Origin of the sequence: Sphingobium chungbukense (genome assembly GCF_001005725.1) — a bacterium.
In the GTDB taxonomy this organism is placed as follows: Bacteria; Pseudomonadota; Alphaproteobacteria; order Sphingomonadales; family Sphingomonadaceae; genus Sphingobium; species Sphingobium chungbukense.
The window spans coordinates 25,575-42,630 of record NZ_LBIC01000021.1; the positions used below are offsets into that span (position 1 = coordinate 25,575).

The 17,056-nt window shown below is 61.6% G+C and carries 18 protein-coding genes and 1 tRNA gene; 6 read left to right on the forward strand and 13 right to left on the reverse strand.

Translation table 11 applies throughout. The features are described from left to right. Positions 1 to 29 precede the first annotated feature (29 nt). Together YP76_RS25315 and YP76_RS25320 are read right to left on the reverse strand one after the other, a co-directional pair. Positions 30 to 1,457, reverse strand: coding sequence for a TolC family outer membrane protein (locus YP76_RS25315; protein ID WP_046766214.1), 1,428 nt, complete (start codon positions 1,455 to 1,457; stop codon positions 30 to 32). A 58-nt stretch (positions 1,458 to 1,515) separates the two neighbouring features. Further along, positions 1,516 to 2,148 (reverse strand): protein-L-isoaspartate O-methyltransferase family protein, encoded by a 633-nt coding sequence (locus tag YP76_RS25320; protein WP_046766145.1) that lies wholly within the window; start codon positions 2,146 to 2,148, stop codon positions 1,516 to 1,518. 188 nt (positions 2,149 to 2,336) lie between these two features. Between YP76_RS25320 and YP76_RS25325 the strand changes: the two genes are divergently transcribed. Together YP76_RS25325 and YP76_RS25330 are read left to right on the forward strand one after the other, a co-directional pair. Further along, a tRNA-Cys gene (locus YP76_RS25325) sits at positions 2,337 to 2,410 on the forward strand. A 395-nt stretch (positions 2,411 to 2,805) separates the two neighbouring features. Further along, positions 2,806 to 3,576 carry a hypothetical protein gene (locus tag YP76_RS25330; RefSeq protein WP_046766146.1) on the forward strand — a complete coding sequence of 257 codons (771 nt, stop codon included), beginning with the start codon at positions 2,806 to 2,808 and terminating at the stop codon, positions 3,574 to 3,576. A 10-nt stretch (positions 3,577 to 3,586) separates the two neighbouring features. Here the strand turns inward: YP76_RS25330 and YP76_RS25335 are convergent, their stop codons facing one another. The 7 genes from YP76_RS25335 to YP76_RS28040 form a co-directional block, all read right to left on the reverse strand. After that, positions 3,587 to 4,069 carry a hypothetical protein gene (locus tag YP76_RS25335; RefSeq protein WP_046766147.1) on the reverse strand — a complete coding sequence of 161 codons (483 nt, stop codon included), beginning with the start codon at positions 4,067 to 4,069 and terminating at the stop codon, positions 3,587 to 3,589. Between the two features lie 167 nt (positions 4,070 to 4,236). Beyond that, complete coding sequence (locus tag YP76_RS25340; protein ID WP_046766148.1) at positions 4,237 to 8,736, reverse strand: thermonuclease family protein; 4,500 nt, start codon at positions 8,734 to 8,736, stop codon at positions 4,237 to 4,239. Further along, complete coding sequence (locus YP76_RS25345) at positions 8,736 to 10,037, reverse strand: hypothetical protein (protein ID WP_046766149.1); 1,302 nt, start codon at positions 10,035 to 10,037, stop codon at positions 8,736 to 8,738. Before YP76_RS25345 ends, YP76_RS25340 begins: the two co-directional genes overlap by 1 nt. Before the next feature lies 1 nt (position 10,038). Continuing rightward, a complete protein-coding gene (locus YP76_RS26800) occupies positions 10,039 to 10,761 on the reverse strand; it encodes a hypothetical protein (protein WP_052757578.1) in 723 nt (240 codons plus the stop codon). Beyond that, positions 10,761 to 11,243, reverse strand: a complete 483-nt coding sequence (locus tag YP76_RS25355) for a GNAT family N-acetyltransferase (protein ID WP_046766150.1) — start codon at positions 11,241 to 11,243, stop codon at positions 10,761 to 10,763. The genes YP76_RS26800 and YP76_RS25355 overlap by 1 nt, the downstream gene beginning before the upstream one ends. Further along, positions 11,243 to 11,785 (reverse strand): aspartyl/asparaginyl beta-hydroxylase domain-containing protein, encoded by a 543-nt coding sequence (locus YP76_RS25360; RefSeq protein ID WP_046766151.1) that lies wholly within the window; start codon positions 11,783 to 11,785, stop codon positions 11,243 to 11,245. The genes YP76_RS25355 and YP76_RS25360 overlap by 1 nt, the downstream gene beginning before the upstream one ends. After that, a complete protein-coding gene (locus YP76_RS28040) occupies positions 11,782 to 12,372 on the reverse strand; it encodes a hypothetical protein (RefSeq protein WP_157035891.1) in 591 nt (196 codons plus the stop codon). The genes YP76_RS25360 and YP76_RS28040 overlap by 4 nt, the downstream gene beginning before the upstream one ends. 190 nt (positions 12,373 to 12,562) lie before the next feature. Between YP76_RS28040 and YP76_RS25375 the strand changes: the two genes are divergently transcribed. Beyond that, complete coding sequence (locus tag YP76_RS25375; RefSeq protein ID WP_046766154.1) at positions 12,563 to 13,177, forward strand: hypothetical protein; 615 nt, start codon at positions 12,563 to 12,565, stop codon at positions 13,175 to 13,177. Between the two features lie 184 nt (positions 13,178 to 13,361). Here the strand turns inward: YP76_RS25375 and YP76_RS25380 are convergent, their stop codons facing one another. Continuing rightward, entirely contained in the window at positions 13,362 to 13,754 is a 393-nt protein-coding gene (locus YP76_RS25380; RefSeq protein ID WP_046766155.1) for a hypothetical protein, read from the reverse strand. A gap of 146 nt (positions 13,755 to 13,900) precedes the next feature. Then, positions 13,901 to 14,140: a helix-turn-helix domain-containing protein gene (locus YP76_RS29345; RefSeq protein WP_046766156.1), complete on the reverse strand. Its 240-nt coding sequence runs from the start codon at positions 14,138 to 14,140 to the stop codon at positions 13,901 to 13,903. A gap of 202 nt (positions 14,141 to 14,342) precedes the next feature. Between YP76_RS29345 and YP76_RS25390 the strand changes: the two genes are divergently transcribed. The 3 genes from YP76_RS25390 to YP76_RS25400 are packed head-to-tail and all read left to right on the forward strand — an operon-like array spanning position 14,343 to position 15,799. Next, on the forward strand, positions 14,343 to 14,927 hold the full coding sequence (locus tag YP76_RS25390) for a hypothetical protein (RefSeq protein ID WP_157035892.1): 585 nt from the start codon (positions 14,343 to 14,345) through the stop codon (positions 14,925 to 14,927). A gap of 3 nt (positions 14,928 to 14,930) precedes the next feature. After that, positions 14,931 to 15,206 (forward strand): hypothetical protein, encoded by a 276-nt coding sequence (locus tag YP76_RS25395; protein ID WP_046766158.1) that lies wholly within the window; start codon positions 14,931 to 14,933, stop codon positions 15,204 to 15,206. After that, positions 15,200 to 15,799, forward strand: a complete 600-nt coding sequence (locus YP76_RS25400; protein WP_046766159.1) for a hypothetical protein — start codon at positions 15,200 to 15,202, stop codon at positions 15,797 to 15,799. Before YP76_RS25395 ends, YP76_RS25400 begins: the two co-directional genes overlap by 7 nt. A 101-nt stretch (positions 15,800 to 15,900) precedes the next feature. On the opposite strand, the gene YP76_RS25405 is transcribed toward YP76_RS25400, so the two are convergent. Further along, on the reverse strand, positions 15,901 to 16,233 hold the full coding sequence (locus tag YP76_RS25405; protein WP_157035893.1) for a hypothetical protein: 333 nt from the start codon (positions 16,231 to 16,233) through the stop codon (positions 15,901 to 15,903). 415 nt (positions 16,234 to 16,648) lie between these two features. Further along, positions 16,649 to 16,951 carry a helix-turn-helix domain-containing protein gene (locus YP76_RS28485; protein WP_046766161.1) on the reverse strand — a complete coding sequence of 101 codons (303 nt, stop codon included), beginning with the start codon at positions 16,949 to 16,951 and terminating at the stop codon, positions 16,649 to 16,651. Between the last annotated feature and the right edge of the window lie 105 nt (positions 16,952 to 17,056).

Consider the following 17,056-nt stretch of genomic DNA (forward strand, 5'->3'; position numbering starts at 1 on the left):
AAAGGAACGCTCTTGGGGTTAAAATTGCGTTAAGGCTGCGCCAAACCGGGGTCCACATTGGCATTTTGCGCCGGCGAGTCAACGGTCCGCGTCGCCTGCACCCGGGGTGGAGCATCGAAATCCCAGTCGAACCATTTGCCCTTCACCCGGTCATAATTGACCATCGGGTCGTAGAGCGTGCCCGCTTCGAGGCTAAGGTCGTCCGCCTCCGCATGCCCCATGGCGGCGAGCAGGGTGAAGCCCGCAACATAGGCATTACGCCGCGCCGTCACCAGTTGGACCTTGGCATTCACCGCTTCCTGCTCGGCATTCAATATGTCGAGGATGGTGCGGCTACCGACCGAATTTTCCGCCCGCACTCCCTCCAGCGAGAGGTTCGCGGCATCGACCGCCTTCTGGTTCGACTGGATGCTCTCCAGCGACGCCTGCCAGCTCGCATAGGCGGACCGGGCCTGCGCGATCACCGAGCGTTCGACCTCGATCTCCTTCTCCATCGCCTGCGACTCGAGCGCCTGGTTGCGCCGCACCTGCGCCGCCGGACGGCCGCCCTGATAGAAGGGAATGTTGAGCTGGACCCCGGCGGCCGCCTGCTTGTTGATCTGGGACCCTGTGGCGCTGCTGGTCAACGTGTCGAGATAATTGGTGTAACCGGCCTGGGTGAAGGCGGACACCGTCGGCAGCACCGTGCCCTTGGCCGCGCGCACGTCATATTCCTGCGCCTCCCGCAGCTTTTTCGCGGCGAGAATGTCAGGATTGTCCTTGAGCGCCACCTGCACGGCCGTGTCAGCGGAGGCGGGCAGGCCCGGCAGGGGCGGCGGCGGTTCCAGATTTTCCGGCACCTCGCCCACCAAAGCGATGTAATTTTCGCGGGCGGTGATGAGATTGGATTCGGCGCCTTGCAGATCGGACCGCGCGAGCGCGAGACGCGACTCGGACTGCGCGACGTCGGTGCGGGTCACATCGCCCACCTCGAAACGATCGCTCGTCGCCTGGAGATTGACCTCCAGCGCCCGGACATTGGCCTGGTTGAGCGCAACCACCGCGCTGTTGCGGATGACGTCCATATAGGCGGCGACGACCTGCGAAAAGATGCTGGCCTCCGTGCCGCGCAGATCGGCCTGTCCGGCCGCCACCCGCGTCTTGGCCGCCTTGATGCCGTTGCGCACGCTCCCGCCCGTATAGAGCGGCACGCTCAATTGCGCGTTCGCGCTCACCGTCCGCTGCGGCGAGGTGAAGCTGATCGTCGGCTTCAAGATGCTTTCGGAATAGTTGGCCGTCGCGTCCAGCGCAGGGCGCCCGGCCGCCTTCTGGATCGGGACATTTTCATCCACCGCCCGCTGGCCCGCCCGCGCGCCGGTCAGGACCGGGTTCGAGCGATAGGCCTTGGCCAGCGCGCCCTGCAGCGTTTCCGCCTGAACCGCCCGGCCATGGCTGAGGAGACGAGGAGCAAAACCGATACGGCGTAACGCCGAACAACCTGATGCCTTGCCGTCATGTCGCCCCCAAGCTGTTCCTTCAGAACACAAATCGTTCCGGCGCGGCAAAGCCCGGAAGCACAACCATTTCCAAATCGGCGAGGCTGGCAAGCCCCAGCGCGCCGGCCACGACGCGGCCGCTGCACAGGCGCGTGACGCCACGTTCGACGATTCCCGTCGACACACGCGCGCCGTCGGCAAGCTGCTCAACGAGTGCGGCGGGAACTTCCTCCACCGCGCCTTCGATGAGCAGCACGTCATAAGGCGCACCGGCAGGGGCGCCCGCGTTCAGCGCGCCGCGCACCACGGTCACACCGGGCACGGCGATTTCCGGCCCGCCTTCTTCCTCGACCGCCGTCACCTGCGCGCCCATCGACGCCAGCAGCGCCGCGCTGTAGCCGGTGGCCCCGCCGATCAGCAGCACCTTGTCCCCCCGCGCGATCTGCGCTTCCTTGAGCAGGCGGCCCGTCACCAGCGGCGGATTGAGCGAGCGGCCGCTGGAGAGCGGGATCGGACGGTCGACATAGGTCATCGCACGACGCTCTGCCGGCACGAAATCCTCACGCGCGACATGCGCCATCGCGGCGATCACGCGCTGATCGTCCACATCGCTCGTGCGAAGCTGGCTTTCGACCATGGCGGTCCGCATCGATGAAAAATTCTGCTCGGTCACGACAATTCCCCGATTGGCACAACTGTATTATGAAAGCAATACAGCAAGGACATAATCGGACCTCTAAATCAGCGGACAGGCCACGCCAAGCGGCTTTGCGTGCGCCATCGCCAGAATCTTGCCCGACAATATCACAGCGCTGCTTGACTTTGCATCAAAAGCCGCACATTTGCGGCCACCCACGCCGAGGCCCGATGGCGGAGTGGTGACGCAGCGGACTGCAAATCCGTATACGCCGGTTCGATTCCGGCTCGGGCCTCCAAAATTTCCGCACAACACGTTGAGTTTGCAGCGTTTTTTCGGATATTCCGATAAGCGTTCCCTCATTTTACCCCTCATCCGCTCGCGATTTGTGGCGAAGGACGGCGAACGCGGGCGGGTAAACCTACTGAGGAAATTTTTTTTGCCTCGATCATCTGGTCGCCCCACAGAGCGACCTGCCGCCGTAGTTCACACCCCACACTGCCCAGCATCTTCCAGTTCACCGGTTCTCTCGCCATTCAGCGCAGAGTCCGGATCGTCGGCAGCGCCCCAGTTGCAACTTCCGTCAAGCGGGCTGGCGGGGGAAGTACGTCAATTACGGAAAGGCATTTAGATTGTGGACAATCCCTCGTTCCGCCGTCTAGCCGGCGGGCAGCGATTCAAAGGAGCTAGAGCGTGTCATCCAATGAGCATCGATGGGCTATTCAAGTTCTTACAAGCTATTCGTGGATCGAGGACCTAGCCGAGACACACAACCCCGTCGATGTCGGATTTTTGACTGACACATATGACGCGCAGCCCAACCAATACGGGCTCGTCTCACATCACTGGGACGAACTGAACGATCATCAGGCCGTCGCGGATCGCGCGGCTGCTCTGATCGCACTGTTTGATGGCACCATTTACCTTCAGAAAGGCCATTTCGGCGGCCTTAAGACTGGAAATATTATCGATCTCAGAACGGGCGCAAGGTACGTCTATGCAGACGGCAATGTGCTTGCCGATCCATTTTCCGCGGATTGGATGGCTGCGCAGATACCCAGAGCCTATGGTGATTTGAAGCGTCCGTCGGCGCGCATGTTATATATGGCCCGGACAGATGACCTAACTCGGGGAATGCTCTCCTTTCTAGGCGTTAACGGGCCGACCTGGATATCGCTCTTTGCGCTTCGTGATTATATGAACAACGGCGGCTGGGATGACGACGCGATTGCCGTGGCGGCTAATTCAACCAGAAGCGAGGTCAATCGTTTCCGGCAGACAGCAAACACGCCTGCGGCAGTCGGCCCCTTTGCTCGGCACGGCGAGCAGAATTATCAGGCCCCGAAGAAAATCATGACCCTAGACGAGGCGAAAGCCATCATACTCGCCGCAGCAGGGCGTTTCTTAGACGACAGGGCGCAAAAACTAGCTATCTCACAGGTGTATCAACAGAACCGCGCCTAGCCAGCACCTCTCAGAGACCGAAGTGCACCTTAAGCAGCGGCTCCAGCGCGCCCCAAGCTCCAGCAGCCCCTTGGACGGCGGCCGCCCCTGCCTGGGCAGCGCCAAATATCGCCTTGATCGTTCCCAGCTTCCGCCCCTCTGGTTTCGCATTGGCCTGCTGTGACAGCGCCGCAATCAGATCCAAAAGCTCATTTCTCGCGGCAATGTCCGCCGCCTCATCGTGCAACACAGCGTTCGTCATGGCAGACAAGGCATCAGCAAGAGCGACATTCCCCTGCTCAACCATGGTTTTCATTTCGACCTGAATGTCCTTGGCTGATCCAAGGTTCAGGACACCGACGTTGCTATTCGAAATGCTGACGTTCTGATTGTTGTAGTGGATAGGCGGGATGGGAGCCGGAGGTATCGGCGTGATGTTCGGCGCCATGCCGGTGAGCCCGGCCATCTCGTGCTCGGCCTGGTTCATCAATGTCATGCTTTGAGCAAACACCATGTATCGGCTCTGCTGCCAACGATGGTCGCAATCGATGCAAACGGGGACCGCACCTAGTTGCACGATAGCTGGCTTACCGCATTGCCCACAGGGGACAGGCTGATTCTGGCTTTCTGACATCGCCCGAGAATATCAGCGCCGCATTTTAAGCCAAGACCACTGTAGCACTACAGACCGAGAGCCGCCCTTGCCCGCTCCCGCGCAGAGCGCAAAATCTTTGTGACCTCCTTTTTGCGTTCCGTCTGATCCATCGCCATCCAGTCGGGAGAGGCTGTCAATTCGCCAATCTCGCCATAAGCGATCGACCCCGCGAGCGCGCGATACTCGCCATATTCCTTGCCCGTCAGGCGGCGAACCTCACCGCTGGAAGTCTTCACGTCCCGCAGCGGCTCGCTGATGTTCACGCGCGCCTGTAGCAGCGCTTTGTTCACAGGATCATTTTTTGCGGTCGAAACCCATACCGGGGAAAAGATGTCGGGCCCTACGCCCCCCTCTCCAGTGACGGGCGCGCCCCAAACATCCCGCCTCTCTGGCAGTGTCGTGGAAATGCCCGGAATGCGGGCCTTGGCCGCATCCAGAATGTCTTCCGCTTCCCGCATCGTGGGGTCTACCGTTCGCGCCACCTGGGCGATGCCAGCGGGGACAGCAGCCGACCCGGCCAGCCTACGCGCGAAACCCTCGCCGTAGCGCATGGGATCATTCACGGCCTCTATCAGGTCGCCCATCCCGGAAAGCCAGGTCTTTGAGGACAGGTTTTGCATGATGCTCGCCGTCATGAGCAGCGCGCCCTTATCCTTCTGCTTATCGGTCATGTAATCCTGAAGATCGACCATCCCGGCAGCAACGCCTAGCGTTGTCGCAAACGGATCGAGCCGCTGGTAGCTAATATATTTGTCGCCAATCTTGATGGAGTAAGGTTGCCAGCCATCAGCGCGCAGCAGCGCCCTGGCCCCCGGATCGGCTGGCCCGGCCCCGGTCACATATCCATTTGCCGCCAGTTCGGTAACGAGTGCGCCCACGCCAGTTCCGACCATAGCCCGCGCTACAGCGAGATCCCTGCGCGCTCCCCCGGCTCGAAAATCGGCCCGCCAGCTATCGACCAGCGGCGCGGCCGGCGAGCGCTCCAATGAGAATTTCAGCAGATTGGTGGGGGTGCGGATGAACGGCAGGACGAACTTCGCGCCCGGCATCCATTGCGTGAACTGCGATATGCCACGCGCCGCAGGACCAAGCGGACGCTGGAAGGTGACATAGCGCCCATAGTCGAACGCCTGATCCAGCATCTTCTCGGTAGGGTTGGCGAGCAATTCCCCAGCCCTTTTCCGCGCGGCTTCGCCGGTCAGCCGTTCCTTGCCCGCTTGGCGAACGGCAAGGCCAGCCAGTTCCATGCGGCGGGCCATCGCCTTGAAGAGTTCGTCTTCCGCCGAGAGCAGCCGCGTAGGGAGCCTGATGATCTCGCCCTTGCGCCCTGAAATGGCATCCTGCGACCGGGCTTCCACCTTGTTGGCAAAGTCCGATGCATCGCCAGTGCGGAATGTGCGCACCGCTTGGGCCAGCCCCTCACGGGCACCTTGGAGAAGCCCAACTGACCGTGCCCCCAATTCCGAGAACATCACGCGGTCAGCACTGGCGTTCGGCGCGACGGCACGGCGGCCGAGGCCGATCATTGCCGCCGCCCCATGCTCAGGAATCTGCGCAAGTGCTGTCATGGTGTTCGACAGCATGTTGACGACATGGGTTTGCGGCCCCGACAGCAGCGAGTTCACCCAATACTCATTGATCTTGTCGAGCCACTTTGGCTTAAGGGCCTGCGCCGCGATCTTGTTGAGCCGCTGGGGCGTGTCGGCATTGTCCAAGATGATGTCCGCCGCCTTCTTCAGGCGGTCCCGGCCCCCAGCCCCTTCAGAGAGCGCCGCCAGCACATCACCTCTCACGTTCCGACCATCGGCCACCATGCGGAACTGCGCGAGCGTCCGCCCCGCTTCCGCCGTTGCTCCGGCAATCTGCTCTTGGATAGCGACATGGCGGACCCACGCCTGCCGGAATGCCGCAAGCGCCTCTTCGCCCGGATCGTCCATGCGCTGGATGCGCCGCGCCATGTTCACAAGCTCGTTGCCCGACTTGGCGAGGATTTGACGCGCGGCCAGCGCTTCCTCTGCGTTGAACGCCTGCCCCTTGCGCCGAGACAAGAGCTGATCGGGCGTCATGCCCAGTTCATTGGCAAGGCTCTGCGTCTCTGCCTGAGTGATGCGACCGCGCCGGGCAGCGTCGAATCCGCCCGTCATCCGGTCAGCCTGGCTCAATGCCCGCTGGATCGATTGTGGGCTGTCCAGCTTCGACAGGCGGATGTTGCCCGCGAAGTCCGGTGCCTGGTCTCCCCACTCCTCATAGGCCGACAGCGGCGGCTGATTAGCCTCCAGATCATCCATGCTGACGGGCTGACCGCGATCCTCTGCCAGAGGCGCGCCCTGATCCCGTGCCCGCTCGACCGCGAACCGCCGATCGCGTGCCGCGTTAAAGGCATCCACCTCTGCCAGATCGTCAGGATGGAACGACCGATTGACGCCCCGGTTCGTATTATCGACGGCACCAAGAAATTCCCGAATGGTTGGGCGCTCCGCATGATCGGGGAAGTATCCCGACCGCCACGCGAGGTCCGCCGCCTGATCGAGCGTCATCCCATTGTCATTGTCCACCAGCTTGCCGAAGCGCTGTTCCCCGCGCGCAAAGTCCAGATCGCGGCCCGCATTGTCACTGATCCCCATGGCCCGCAGTTCGCCGCCCTGATCGATGACGCCGCCCTGAGTGCGAAGGAATGTGACAAGATCAGCAGGACCGCGCTTTGGCAATTCACGGGTCGGATCATCACCACGCGGCAGCATCCGGCTTTCCAGCGCCGCCGCCTCATTCGGCGCTTTGATGGTGGGATATAGCCCGGCACCGATCGATGCGGCCTCTTCCTGGCTCGCAACCACGTTGGAAGGCAGAGGCAGAACATCGGTGGGGCTGACCCGCTCCGCCTGAGCCATGCGCTCCATATCAGTCGCGGGGTCTAGCATAGGCCGAGCGCGGCTATTGACGTCGATCCGATCCAGCACGCGCGGCGACGAGATCGACGGGAGCGGCTCGGTGGCTTCGTTCGCCATGTCGATGGTGAAGCCCGGAGGCGGAGCGTCCACAGCGCGAGCAGAAGCCGCGCTGATCGCCTCATCCACGCCGACGCCCGGAGCCTCATCTAGGACAGTTTCAGCAGCCTTGCGCCCCTTGATCCGATCGATGGCCGAACGGCCTACAGGTCCGAGCGTCTGGGCCAGCGCCGCCGAACCATAGCCCAACGCACCGCCAGCCAGCGCTCCGACAGCAGCACTTGGCGTGCGGTCCAGCGCATCACCCTCGCCCGCACCGAACCCAGCTAGACCGCCTTCGACCGAGCCGGCCATGCCAAGCCGCATCCGCACCGCCGTTTGCGCCGCCTTTTCCGCTGCGAAGCGCGATCCCCCGGCTTGCAGCACCTTTCGGGCCGCCGCCAATCCCACGCCCTCCGCAGTTGCACCGGGAAGGATGATGCCGCTGGCAAGCTGTCCACCAAAGCGGGCATAGGGATGGTTCGCATCGTCATAGTCGAGGATGCTGCGATTCTGGTCGATGTTGTTCCAGAGAATGTCTCCGAAGCGCCGGTCGCTGCTCCAGACATTCTCCCGGCCTGGCGTCAGGCCGATCGTATCGATCACCGCGCCCATCTCGTCCAGCATGTTGATGGGGTCGGCAGCACCACGCACGGCTGCGCCCACCATGCCATCGCCGGGATCGGTCAGAAGCCGCGGCGGCTCCTGATAGCGGATCGTCGGATCAGCCCCGCGCTTCGCGCGCTCGACATAAGCCTTGCGGGTCGCGTCGGCGTCGATGATGAAGCCATTGTCCTTCGCATAAGCCAGCAGATCGTCAGCCGTGGACGCGGGGTCCGTCCATATCTTCTGATAGCCTTCCGCAATCTCTGGCCGCAGCCCTTGGAACGGCGTCGGCTCATCCGCGAACACGGCGATGCTATTGCCATACTCCCCCTCTTCCGGTTTCGCCCACGGGTCGGGATCGCCCTTGCGGAAAGTCGCGGGGTCTTGGAACTGCCCGGCGAACGCGCCGCGCCGGTTCAGGCGCGCAAGGCGCTCAGCCTCCATGTAATCGGTCAGACGCGGGTCGCCCTTCAGATATTGCGGAGTTGCCAATCCCATGCCCTGGTCCAACATCCCCTGACCGGCGTCATTCCCGCCGCTTTGCAGAGACACGACAGGTCGGCCATAGGTCGTCTTTCCAGTGGCCGTCACGGTTGCATCTGGACGCAGGAAGGGGATCAACGCTTCGCGGGATTGCTGACCCAGCGGAACCAGCTTGCCACCCCGCATCCCCTGCTGATCCAACTCGAACGCATCAACGCCGTAGAGGCGGCCATTTTGCCCCGTGTTCAGACGGAATGTGTCTCCGTCATGTGCCTCCCCCGTCGCAGCGAGCGGGCCGGATGGGCGCTTCTCTATAGTTGCATCCCTGTCCCACCAGCGCTCCTTCCGCGCCTTCGCCTTTGGCTGCTCAACAGTCTGGTCCTGATCCCACCAATTGCCCGCAGGCTGGGCGGAGGCGTTGACCGTTTCGTCCTGATCCCACCAGTTCGCCATTAGTTCTTCCTGTTGATGGAGCCATCAGGAGCGCGATACAGCGCGCCCTTGGGCAGCTTGTCGCGGTCAGCGGCGCTACGGATGGTGGGGATGTTCTCTGGCACCCCAGCCTTCTTCCGCCTGCCACCATTGTCCACGGCATAGCGTCGATCAGACGACGCCATATTCTGACCGCGCTGGCGATCAGACGAGGCAAGGTCTTGCCCCCTCCGCCCTCTGGCATCGGTCAGGTCCTGCCCCCGCGCCACGAGGCCGCGCCGGGCATTCCGATCCGCAATCAGGCTGTCCGTGTTGCGATCGGCACGAGCATTGTCAGCCTCATCGTCTGCGATGTCATGCGCCAAGCGCTGGTCTGCACGTTCATCATTAAACGCCTGCATCGCCGTCATGCCCATGCGTTGGTGGGTTTCCGCCAAGGCGGGGTCCCATTGCTCAGGCAAGCCCGTAACGCCGCGTGATCCGAGATAATTCCGAATTTCAGAATATACCCGCTGCTGATCGGCCTCCGGCGCAGCGCGCACCGCCCCTATAACTCGGCTTTCCAACGCCACTTGTTCGGTGATTGCCTTATAGGCGGCCGTGCGCTGGTCGGCCTCCATCTCAGCGAGGGAAAATGCCAGTTTTGGATTGATCCGCTGGAGTCTGCGCAGTCCTGCAGGATTGAGTGACAAGCCACCGATCGGGGAAGTTGCGCCACTCACTGGCGGTTCCAATCCCGCATCGGCGGGGATCAGGCTCTCCGCCTCTGCCGTGTGTTGCGGCTCATCTGCGACAGATGGCGTAGTGGGAATAGCAGGATCGGAAACCGGGGGCGCGGCAGGCATAGGAGGAGGAGGTGACGGCGCGCCATCGCCAATCTCCACGATCCCGTGCCGCTTCCTCCACTGGTTGTAGCCCTGCTCGCCCATGGACGCGATCATGACCTTGCGTCCATAGGGATCGATCGTGTGCGCCTGAGGCTCACTAGGCGGAGCAAGGGCTAGCTGGGCCAGCGTTCCCCGCTGCGGTTCGGGCGTTGCCCGGACGCCAGACAATTGCGACAGCCGGCCAAACTGCGCCGAAGCCGAGCGCTTGCCGTCCACTGGAATAGAGGGCGCGGATGCCTGCACAGGGGCAGGCGTTGCCGCGTCCGCAATGGCCTGGCGCTCCTCGATTGCCCAAGCCCGGTCTTCATCTTCCTGCCGCATCTTCCGCGCCTGCATCAGATCCGCAATACGGCGCTGTTTCGCGCCGACATAGAGGTCCGCGATAGATGGTCCATCATTGATGCTGGACAGGATTGCCCAAGGATTGCTCGCCATTTCAGTATATCCCCCCAAGATCGCCACCATAGGAGCCGGAGCCTCCGATCTTTGGCCCGCTCATGTTGAAGTAGAGGTCAGACAGGCTTCGCAAGCCTCCGGCGATTGCCTTGCCGGTGTTGGCATAGGATGACGCGCGGGCATTCCCCGCAGCCATCGCCGTCTGCGCTTGGGTCTGTCCGTTTGCACCATAGGCCGCCGCAATCGTTCCAGCAGCTTGGGCCCCCGCCGCCGCCGTCGAACCCGTCGCTGACTGGCCAACCCCGGCAAGCGCGGCGAGCCGATTGGCATAGGTGTCATAGGTGGATGCCGCCAAGCCTTGGGCGTACCGGATGCGGGCCTTGTCCGCCCCGCCGCTATTTAGAGCCCCGCGCGCTGCGTTCTGGCGGTCGATAGCCTTTAGGCCTTCATCCATCTGGAAGCGGTAACCCGGAGTTGCTTCCAGCATCGCGGTAGGATCGCCCTTGCTTGGCCCGACCCCGTAGAACCCTGCCAACGTATCCAGTGCCTTGTAGCCCGTCTCGCGATAAGGAGCATAATCAGCACGGGTCTGGTCATACTGGCGCCGACTCTCCTCAATCTGAAGCTGTGTCGCACGCTCTGAGGCATCAGCCGCTTGCTGCGCGGCCTTGCCCTGAGCCTTGGCGGCGCTTTTCCCTGCGGAGACTTGTGCGGCGGTCCCACCGATCGTGGCGACTGCGCCAATGGCTGCTGCTGCTACCATTATGCCGCCTCCCGCGCTGCGTCCGCAGCGCCACCAAGCCAAGCGGTGTAATAGACCTCGCAGCGTTCATAGCCGCGCCGTTCGAAAAGGAATGACGCATCCTTGTGGCACTTGCTGCCCACGAACATGCGCTGCACCCCGCGCCGCTTCGCCTCTTTCTCAACGGCATCGAACAGGATGAACCCGGCGCGACCGCCCCGATGGCTGGGATGAACCCAAAAGATGTCCATGGTGAGCGTCAGGCATGTGCGATAGTGAAGCCCTGGCGCGACGAAGCCGACGAAATAGCCGACGAGCTTGCCCAGATCGCGCAGCGTCACGAGCATGACGCCGCCAGCAGCATCGCGCCTCAAATATTCCTCATATTGTGGATCGAGCGGCACCTGATCCTGATTGAGCGCCAGTTCCTTATAATGCTCAGGGAACAGCGGCATCAGTTCGCCCAGGCGCTCGCTCAGGCTTTCAACCTGTGCGGTAATCATCACGCCAACCTCATGTCGATGACGAGGGCAATGCGCTCGTCGTTGCTGTTGTTGATGACCTCGTGTTCGGCCCGGTTGTTGATCCAGTAGGCATCCCCGCTGGCGAAGTTGACCGTCTCATCCCCAATCCTGAACAGCGCGCCCGGATGGCTTTGCAGGGCGACTTGATAGCGCTGGTAGAATGTGGCGGGCGCTCCCTCGTCCACATGCGGCGCGATCCGTGCGCCGGGGGCCAGTCTCGAAATGATGACGCGACCGAGCTGGGAAGCTTCCGTGAGGCGCATCAGGTCGAAGATCAGCGGGCGCAGTTGCGGCAGTTCCGACCACGCCGGGAAAGGCTGGGTCTGAATGTCGTCAACGATATCGAGCGGATCGGCAGGTATCGAGTTGAAGAACACGAGTATGTCATCAGCCTGCGAATGCGGGCTTTGCGGATGGGCGGTGCGGAGAGTGTCTGCGTTCCACAGGCCCGGTTTTGCAGCCAGCGCGGTCAGCACCGGCACGACATTGACGCCGGAAGCGATGCGAAGGAAATTCCTCATCCCTGCACCTCTTCGGCGTTGGGGCCTGCCGCTATGGTTTCTACGAGCGACCGGGCCGCTTCCACCATCGACGGTCTCGCTTTGCTGATGACCTTTTCGAGTTCGGCGGAAACATCGGATGCGCCGCGATCCAATGCCAGATCGTAGCGCGCGATAGAGTGAATCTGGAGTGCGTCGGCAAAGGCGTGATCGCCCATGGCGCGAGCCGCGTCGGAACGAAGCAAAAGGCCAGCAGCCAAGTTGGCCTGTGCGTTGCCGTCACCGCATTCAGCAGCGAGGCGCATCAGGGTCATGGCTGCGCCGAAAAGCTCGAACCGCTGACAAGTATTTATCTCCTCATCGATTTTCTCAGCCAGGCGGCAGGCCATTTCCATCATGGCCCCGTCATCGCCGTGGGCAGACCGGAAAAGCAGCGTGTCGTCCCCCGCTTCTTGAGCGGGCACGGTCCAGCGCTTGCGGCGTTCGTCGTCCTGGCGGACCAGGCCGCGCAGATAATCGGCTTGAGTTACGCCGGATCGCTCAGCATTGGCGCGGATGACTTCGATCAGGTCTTGCGGATAGCGGACATGGATTGGTTCTGAGGGCATGAAGGCAAATCCCGTTGGGAAACTGGGACGTTGCCTTCGCCATGCCTGTCCGTCATTCAGGCGCGCCGGGTGACCAGCGCTTTGACCATTCCGGTATGCCAGAACTACAAAGCGCGGTCCACCCCCTGTCTATGATTAAGGACACACGCAAGCGCCTGTTCCCAAACAACCATTTGCTTAGGATGACCCGATGCAGTTTCGCCTGACCTACGAAGGGCAGCTACAAGCCTCTCAACCCGGCTCTGGAGCCAAGCGAAGAGACAACAAACATGACATGCGGATGGCATTTCACGCGCAGCTACGCTGCTTGTGGGCGGAAATGAAGGTTCTCAACGGAAACGGAGGCAGCGGCTTCCTCAGTATCGTGAACGGCCAGACGCATGCCGGGCAGCACCGCATATCGGTGGATAAGGTTGCTGAAGCGCACAGCCAATATGGTTTTGAATTTGTGCCACTGGTCACATCAGAACTCGATCTAGCCTGTGATCTGGACATTCTGATGCTACGGCCAGAGACACTAGGCAAAACTGAGTGGGCGGGCGACATCGATAATCGCCTAAAAACGCTTCTGGACGCGTTGAGGATTCCCGAACCGCAAGAACAATACCGGGACAGGAAGGATGAAGCTCCGGAACGGATTTTCTGCCTGCTGGAGGATGACAGGCTCGTCACACGCGTCAGTGTCGATACCGACATGTTGCTTTATGACTTGAACAACCCCGCTACGGCCGACGAGGTCAAGCTCGTCATCACGGTGAAGATAAGACCGCTCCAGATTCGTCCTATCAATCTCGGTTTCGCTTAGCGCTGCGGACCTTCAGCTTAATAATCCGGTGTACAAGCTCAGGGCCGCAGCAGCGACTAGCGCGAAAATCAGGAAGCCGACGCCGAAGCCAGTGCCGAACCTGTCGGGATCTTTCTTCATGGCCGCACTCCTGACTATCTGACCGCAGAGCCGCTGCGATCGGCAATGCGCATCCTACCAGAATTTACCGCCGAGGCCGAACGATCAGCGGACGGCCATAAGGGTTTCCCGCGCCATAGGGGTTCCGGACGCTATCTGCCGAATAGGGGTTGCCGTAGCGACCGTATGGATTGCTGACGCTATCCGGATCATAGGGATTGTTGCTCAGGCGACCCCGATAGTTTCCGTCCTGATCGTAAATCTCCGGGGCGTCCGTGGCGTAGGGGTTGTTGGCAGACTGATTGCTGTAGGGCGAACCATAACGGCCATAGGGGTTGTTAACGCTGTCGGGGTTGTAGGGGTTGCCCGCCCCATAAGGGTTGTCGATGCAATTCGGATCATAGGGGCAGCTTTGTGCCAGTGCGGGAGAAGCCGTCACCGCGAGCAGTGCAGCCAATGCTGGAATAGCAAACTTCATGACAATCCCCCTGTCATCCACGAATCAATGCGCGCCAAGATAGCCCACGAGCGAGCAGACTGAACAGCATGATCCTAAAGATGAGGAGAAGGGGGATATTGAAAGGTTCGCTAACCTTCGCATCTTCCTCCTGCCGGCAGCGGCCGTCAAGGCCTCAACCTAACTCCCGCGCCACCAGAACCAGATTCGGCCCCTTCCGCTATTAGCACGACGCCCGCCGCCTCCAGTGCGCGCTGGATCGCTGCGAGATTGTTGGGCACGGGCACATACTTCCCGGCTTCATAGTTCTTCACCGTGGACAGCCCGACACTGGCACTTGAGGCCAGTTCCGCCTGCGTCATACCCAAAAGGCCGCGACCGGCCCGACAAGTTGCTGGTGTTATCATCAGAAACCTATGGCATCTTTTTTAGGTAACATCAACTATCAGGGTTGACGCCGTGCCAATATGGGAAGATAACCATTTTAGCTAACGAAGCCCGTTAGCGACCGAGCGGCAAGGCTGCAACCGAGCCACCCGGTCTAACTCCAACCCTTGATCTAGAAGGGCTAAAGCTATGTCCGAAGTATCAACTTCGCGGCGCGAAGTCATGCGCGCTCTCACCGTCATACCGTCCATCATTGCGACAACCGCCGCCGCCAGCGCCGCGACGGGCCTGTCCTGCATCCCGGCCGCGTCAAAAGACCCGGCATGGCTCGCGCTGCTCGATGACGAGCGCCGCGCCGCCGCCGTTGCAAGCCAAGCAGCGGGAGCCGCTGACGAAGCTTTCGGCCACTTCGCCAAAGCCCGCGCCTCGTTCATGGAAGGCTGGCAGGCCGAATGGGACGACAAGTTCGGCAGGCCTCACAAGTTCATCGACGCGCGCCCCACCCATGAAGAGGGCGACGAGCGAGTGAATGCGGGCATAGCAGACTACAACGCGTTCCCTACGATGATGAAGGAAAAGCGCAACCAGACCACCGCCGCGCTGAATACCCAATATGGCGTGCAGGAAACCGAAGAAGTCTGGAGCGCGGCCCACGACACCCGTATGGGCGCGATCAAGGCAATCATCGCCTACCCGTCCCGCGATCCTGATATTATCGCCCACAAGCTGGGCCTGCTGATCGAGCATTTTGGGGATGAGGAAGGCGATCTCAAGCCGCTCCTGACCTCCATCACTGGGGAGGCTTGAGCCATGCACATCGCCAACAGCATTCAGGGGGCTTCGGCCCCCACAGATGGCGCGCGCCTGTTCGACCCGGCCGAATGGCTGGCCCGCTATGTCGAATTGGGCGGCGGCTATACCGTCAACCCGACGAGCGTCTGCCTACACTGGTCCCTTCGGATCACCGAACATGAGCGGGACGCGCTGGCCCAACATGAGCGACCATTGCGGCGCGACCTTGCGAAGCGAGAGGCTGTCAAAGCCCTCCTGCTTGCCTCCAGCCCCAAGGAGGCGCTGTCATGCTGATCTACCGGCAGAACTACTCGGCACTCGCACATGCCCGCGCGCCGATCGAACCCGACCCCGATTTGGAATGGATCGATAGTCGGATCCACGGCATGCCGCCAGCGACGGAAGCAGACGAAGTTCGTTCGCCTGGCGTGGCAAGGTCGAAGGGACGCCTCCCGGCAGAAAGGCCGGCGCTCAGACCGAAGAACTATGCACCGCCGATCTTGATGGAGATAGAGCGCATCCTGAAGCGCACCGGCATGTCTGCGACATCCTTCGGCAAAGCCGCCGTGGGAGATGGGCGGCTGGTTGGTGACCTTCGGAAGGGGCGCGATCCCTCTTCACGAGTGACAGCCCGAATTAGGGCTTTCATCCAGTCGGTAGAAAATGACCCCGTTGGCTCTGCCCCGATGAAGTCCGCAGCAGCCGACGATTTATTGCCCCACATCCATCGGGCTATGGGCGCGCATGGCCTCTCAGAGCGCCAGTTCGGTAAGAGTATGAGCAACGATCCTAACCTCATGTCGCGGATCAGGTCTGGCGAAAATATCCGCCCTGCTACGCGGCAGAAGATCGTCGCCTTTCTGGCTAAGCTGGAAGGGAGGGACTAACCATGGCGAGCAAAGCACCGCGCAGCGCACCCTGCCAGCCCCGAAGGAGGCGCATCAGGAGCAAGCGCAGGGACACACGCCTACCGCAGCCCCTCCCGTCGCTAGCGGCCCTGCTGACCGTCATCCCCAGCCTTTCCCGCGCCGAACTCGGCAGGCTGGTTCACCGGATGATCGGCCACATGGACGATATGGACGGCGACACCGACTTGGAGCCCAACGGTGACGAGTTGGACGGCTCCTTGGGTGAGGACGATTTTTGTGACCATAACACCTACATGCCTGGCCCCGGTTGCCCGGTGAGCGATCCCGACTATGGTGGCGAGGAGCTTGGGGAGATCGATGACGGCGACATCGGCTTGTTCGCTGATCCTGAAGCCTACCGCGAACAGACCAACCGCCTCCGCCGTGATCGGTGCTATCCTGTCAGAGAGCATTGGCGGGAGCGTGGCGAGATAAGGAGCCGCGTCCGATACCACCGGCTTTTCCGACAGCCGCAAGTGCCCACAAAGCGGCAACTATTGAAACGGAAGCGAGGCGTCCCCCGCCGACCCCGCCCATAGGTATGCCCAAACTTGGACACACCTTGCCCCGGTTCGAAAGGATCGGGGCATTTTTGCGCCGGGCTTATGTCGGATTAACCCCAGCGGCGGCCACTAAATCGCCTGCACTTTACAGGCGCGTCGGCCATTCCTGCTAATTGATACCGGCTGATAGTTTATCAAACCGCCCCGCGCATAAGCGCATGGCATTATTGCCGAGCAGCGGCACCGCCGGCCCATTCTCTTCTCTTATATTCTAATAACGCGCGCGCCTGCGCGTTACTGTCCCGATACTGCCGCCGTTCGGCACCTATCCCTGCTCCCGCAATTCGATCGAGCAGCAGCCAATATTTTCCAGTTCGCCGCACTGGCACCGACCCCCAAGGGATCGAGCAGTATCAGCCATCCATTCAGGATCACGGGCAATCGCCGCAACGATCAAACGGATTGCTGGCGTGGGTTTCGTTTCCCCCTGCTCCAAGGCGCGAATGGTGGGATAGCCCAAGCCATAGCGCGCAGCGAACTCCCGTTGGGTCAATTTAAGATCGCGGAAGCGGAGCCGGAACAGGTGCCGAGCAAATCCCGTCTTCCCCATATCAGGATCGAAGGTCATGCGATCAGCTCCCGATTGGCGTTCGGCCTGGCTGTCCTGTTCACCCTTGCAGCACCTCGAATTTGCAGTACCTCGATTTTTCCGCCGTGCCGTGCAGCGCCGCAC

Excerpts from the sequence above, each read along its gene's own strand:
- YP76_RS28040 (WP_157035891.1), bottom strand. The coding sequence starts at position 12,372 with ATGCCCTCAGAACCAATCCATGTCCGCTATCCGCAAGACCTGATCGAA.
- YP76_RS25355 (WP_046766150.1), bottom strand. The coding sequence starts at position 11,243 with ATGATTACCGCACAGGTTGAAAGCCTGAGCGAGCGCCTGGGCGAACTG.
- YP76_RS25335 (WP_046766147.1), bottom strand. The coding sequence starts at position 4,069 with ATGGTGTTTGCTCAAAGCATGACATTGATGAACCAGGCCGAGCACGAG.
- YP76_RS25345 (WP_046766149.1), bottom strand. The coding sequence starts at position 10,037 with ATGGCGAGCAATCCTTGGGCAATCCTGTCCAGCATCAATGATGGACCA.
- YP76_RS25340 (WP_046766148.1), bottom strand. The coding sequence starts at position 8,736 with ATGGCGAACTGGTGGGATCAGGACGAAACGGTCAACGCCTCCGCCCAG.
- YP76_RS28485 (WP_046766161.1), bottom strand. The coding sequence starts at position 16,951 with ATGACCTTCGATCCTGATATGGGGAAGACGGGATTTGCTCGGCACCTG.
- YP76_RS25360 (WP_046766151.1), bottom strand. The coding sequence starts at position 11,785 with ATGAGGAATTTCCTTCGCATCGCTTCCGGCGTCAATGTCGTGCCGGTG.
- YP76_RS25375 (WP_046766154.1), top strand. The coding sequence starts at position 12,563 with ATGCAGTTTCGCCTGACCTACGAAGGGCAGCTACAAGCCTCTCAACCC.
- YP76_RS25395 (WP_046766158.1), top strand. The coding sequence starts at position 14,931 with ATGCACATCGCCAACAGCATTCAGGGGGCTTCGGCCCCCACAGATGGC.
- YP76_RS25405 (WP_157035893.1), bottom strand. The coding sequence starts at position 16,233 with ATGCTCTCTGACAGGATAGCACCGATCACGGCGGAGGCGGTTGGTCTG.
- YP76_RS25400 (WP_046766159.1), top strand. The coding sequence starts at position 15,200 with ATGCTGATCTACCGGCAGAACTACTCGGCACTCGCACATGCCCGCGCG.
- YP76_RS26800 (WP_052757578.1), bottom strand. The coding sequence starts at position 10,761 with ATGGTAGCAGCAGCAGCCATTGGCGCAGTCGCCACGATCGGTGGGACC.
- YP76_RS25390 (WP_157035892.1), top strand. The coding sequence starts at position 14,343 with ATGCGCGCTCTCACCGTCATACCGTCCATCATTGCGACAACCGCCGCC.
- YP76_RS25380 (WP_046766155.1), bottom strand. The coding sequence starts at position 13,754 with ATGAAGTTTGCTATTCCAGCATTGGCTGCACTGCTCGCGGTGACGGCT.
- YP76_RS29345 (WP_046766156.1), bottom strand. The coding sequence starts at position 14,140 with ATGATAACACCAGCAACTTGTCGGGCCGGTCGCGGCCTTTTGGGTATG.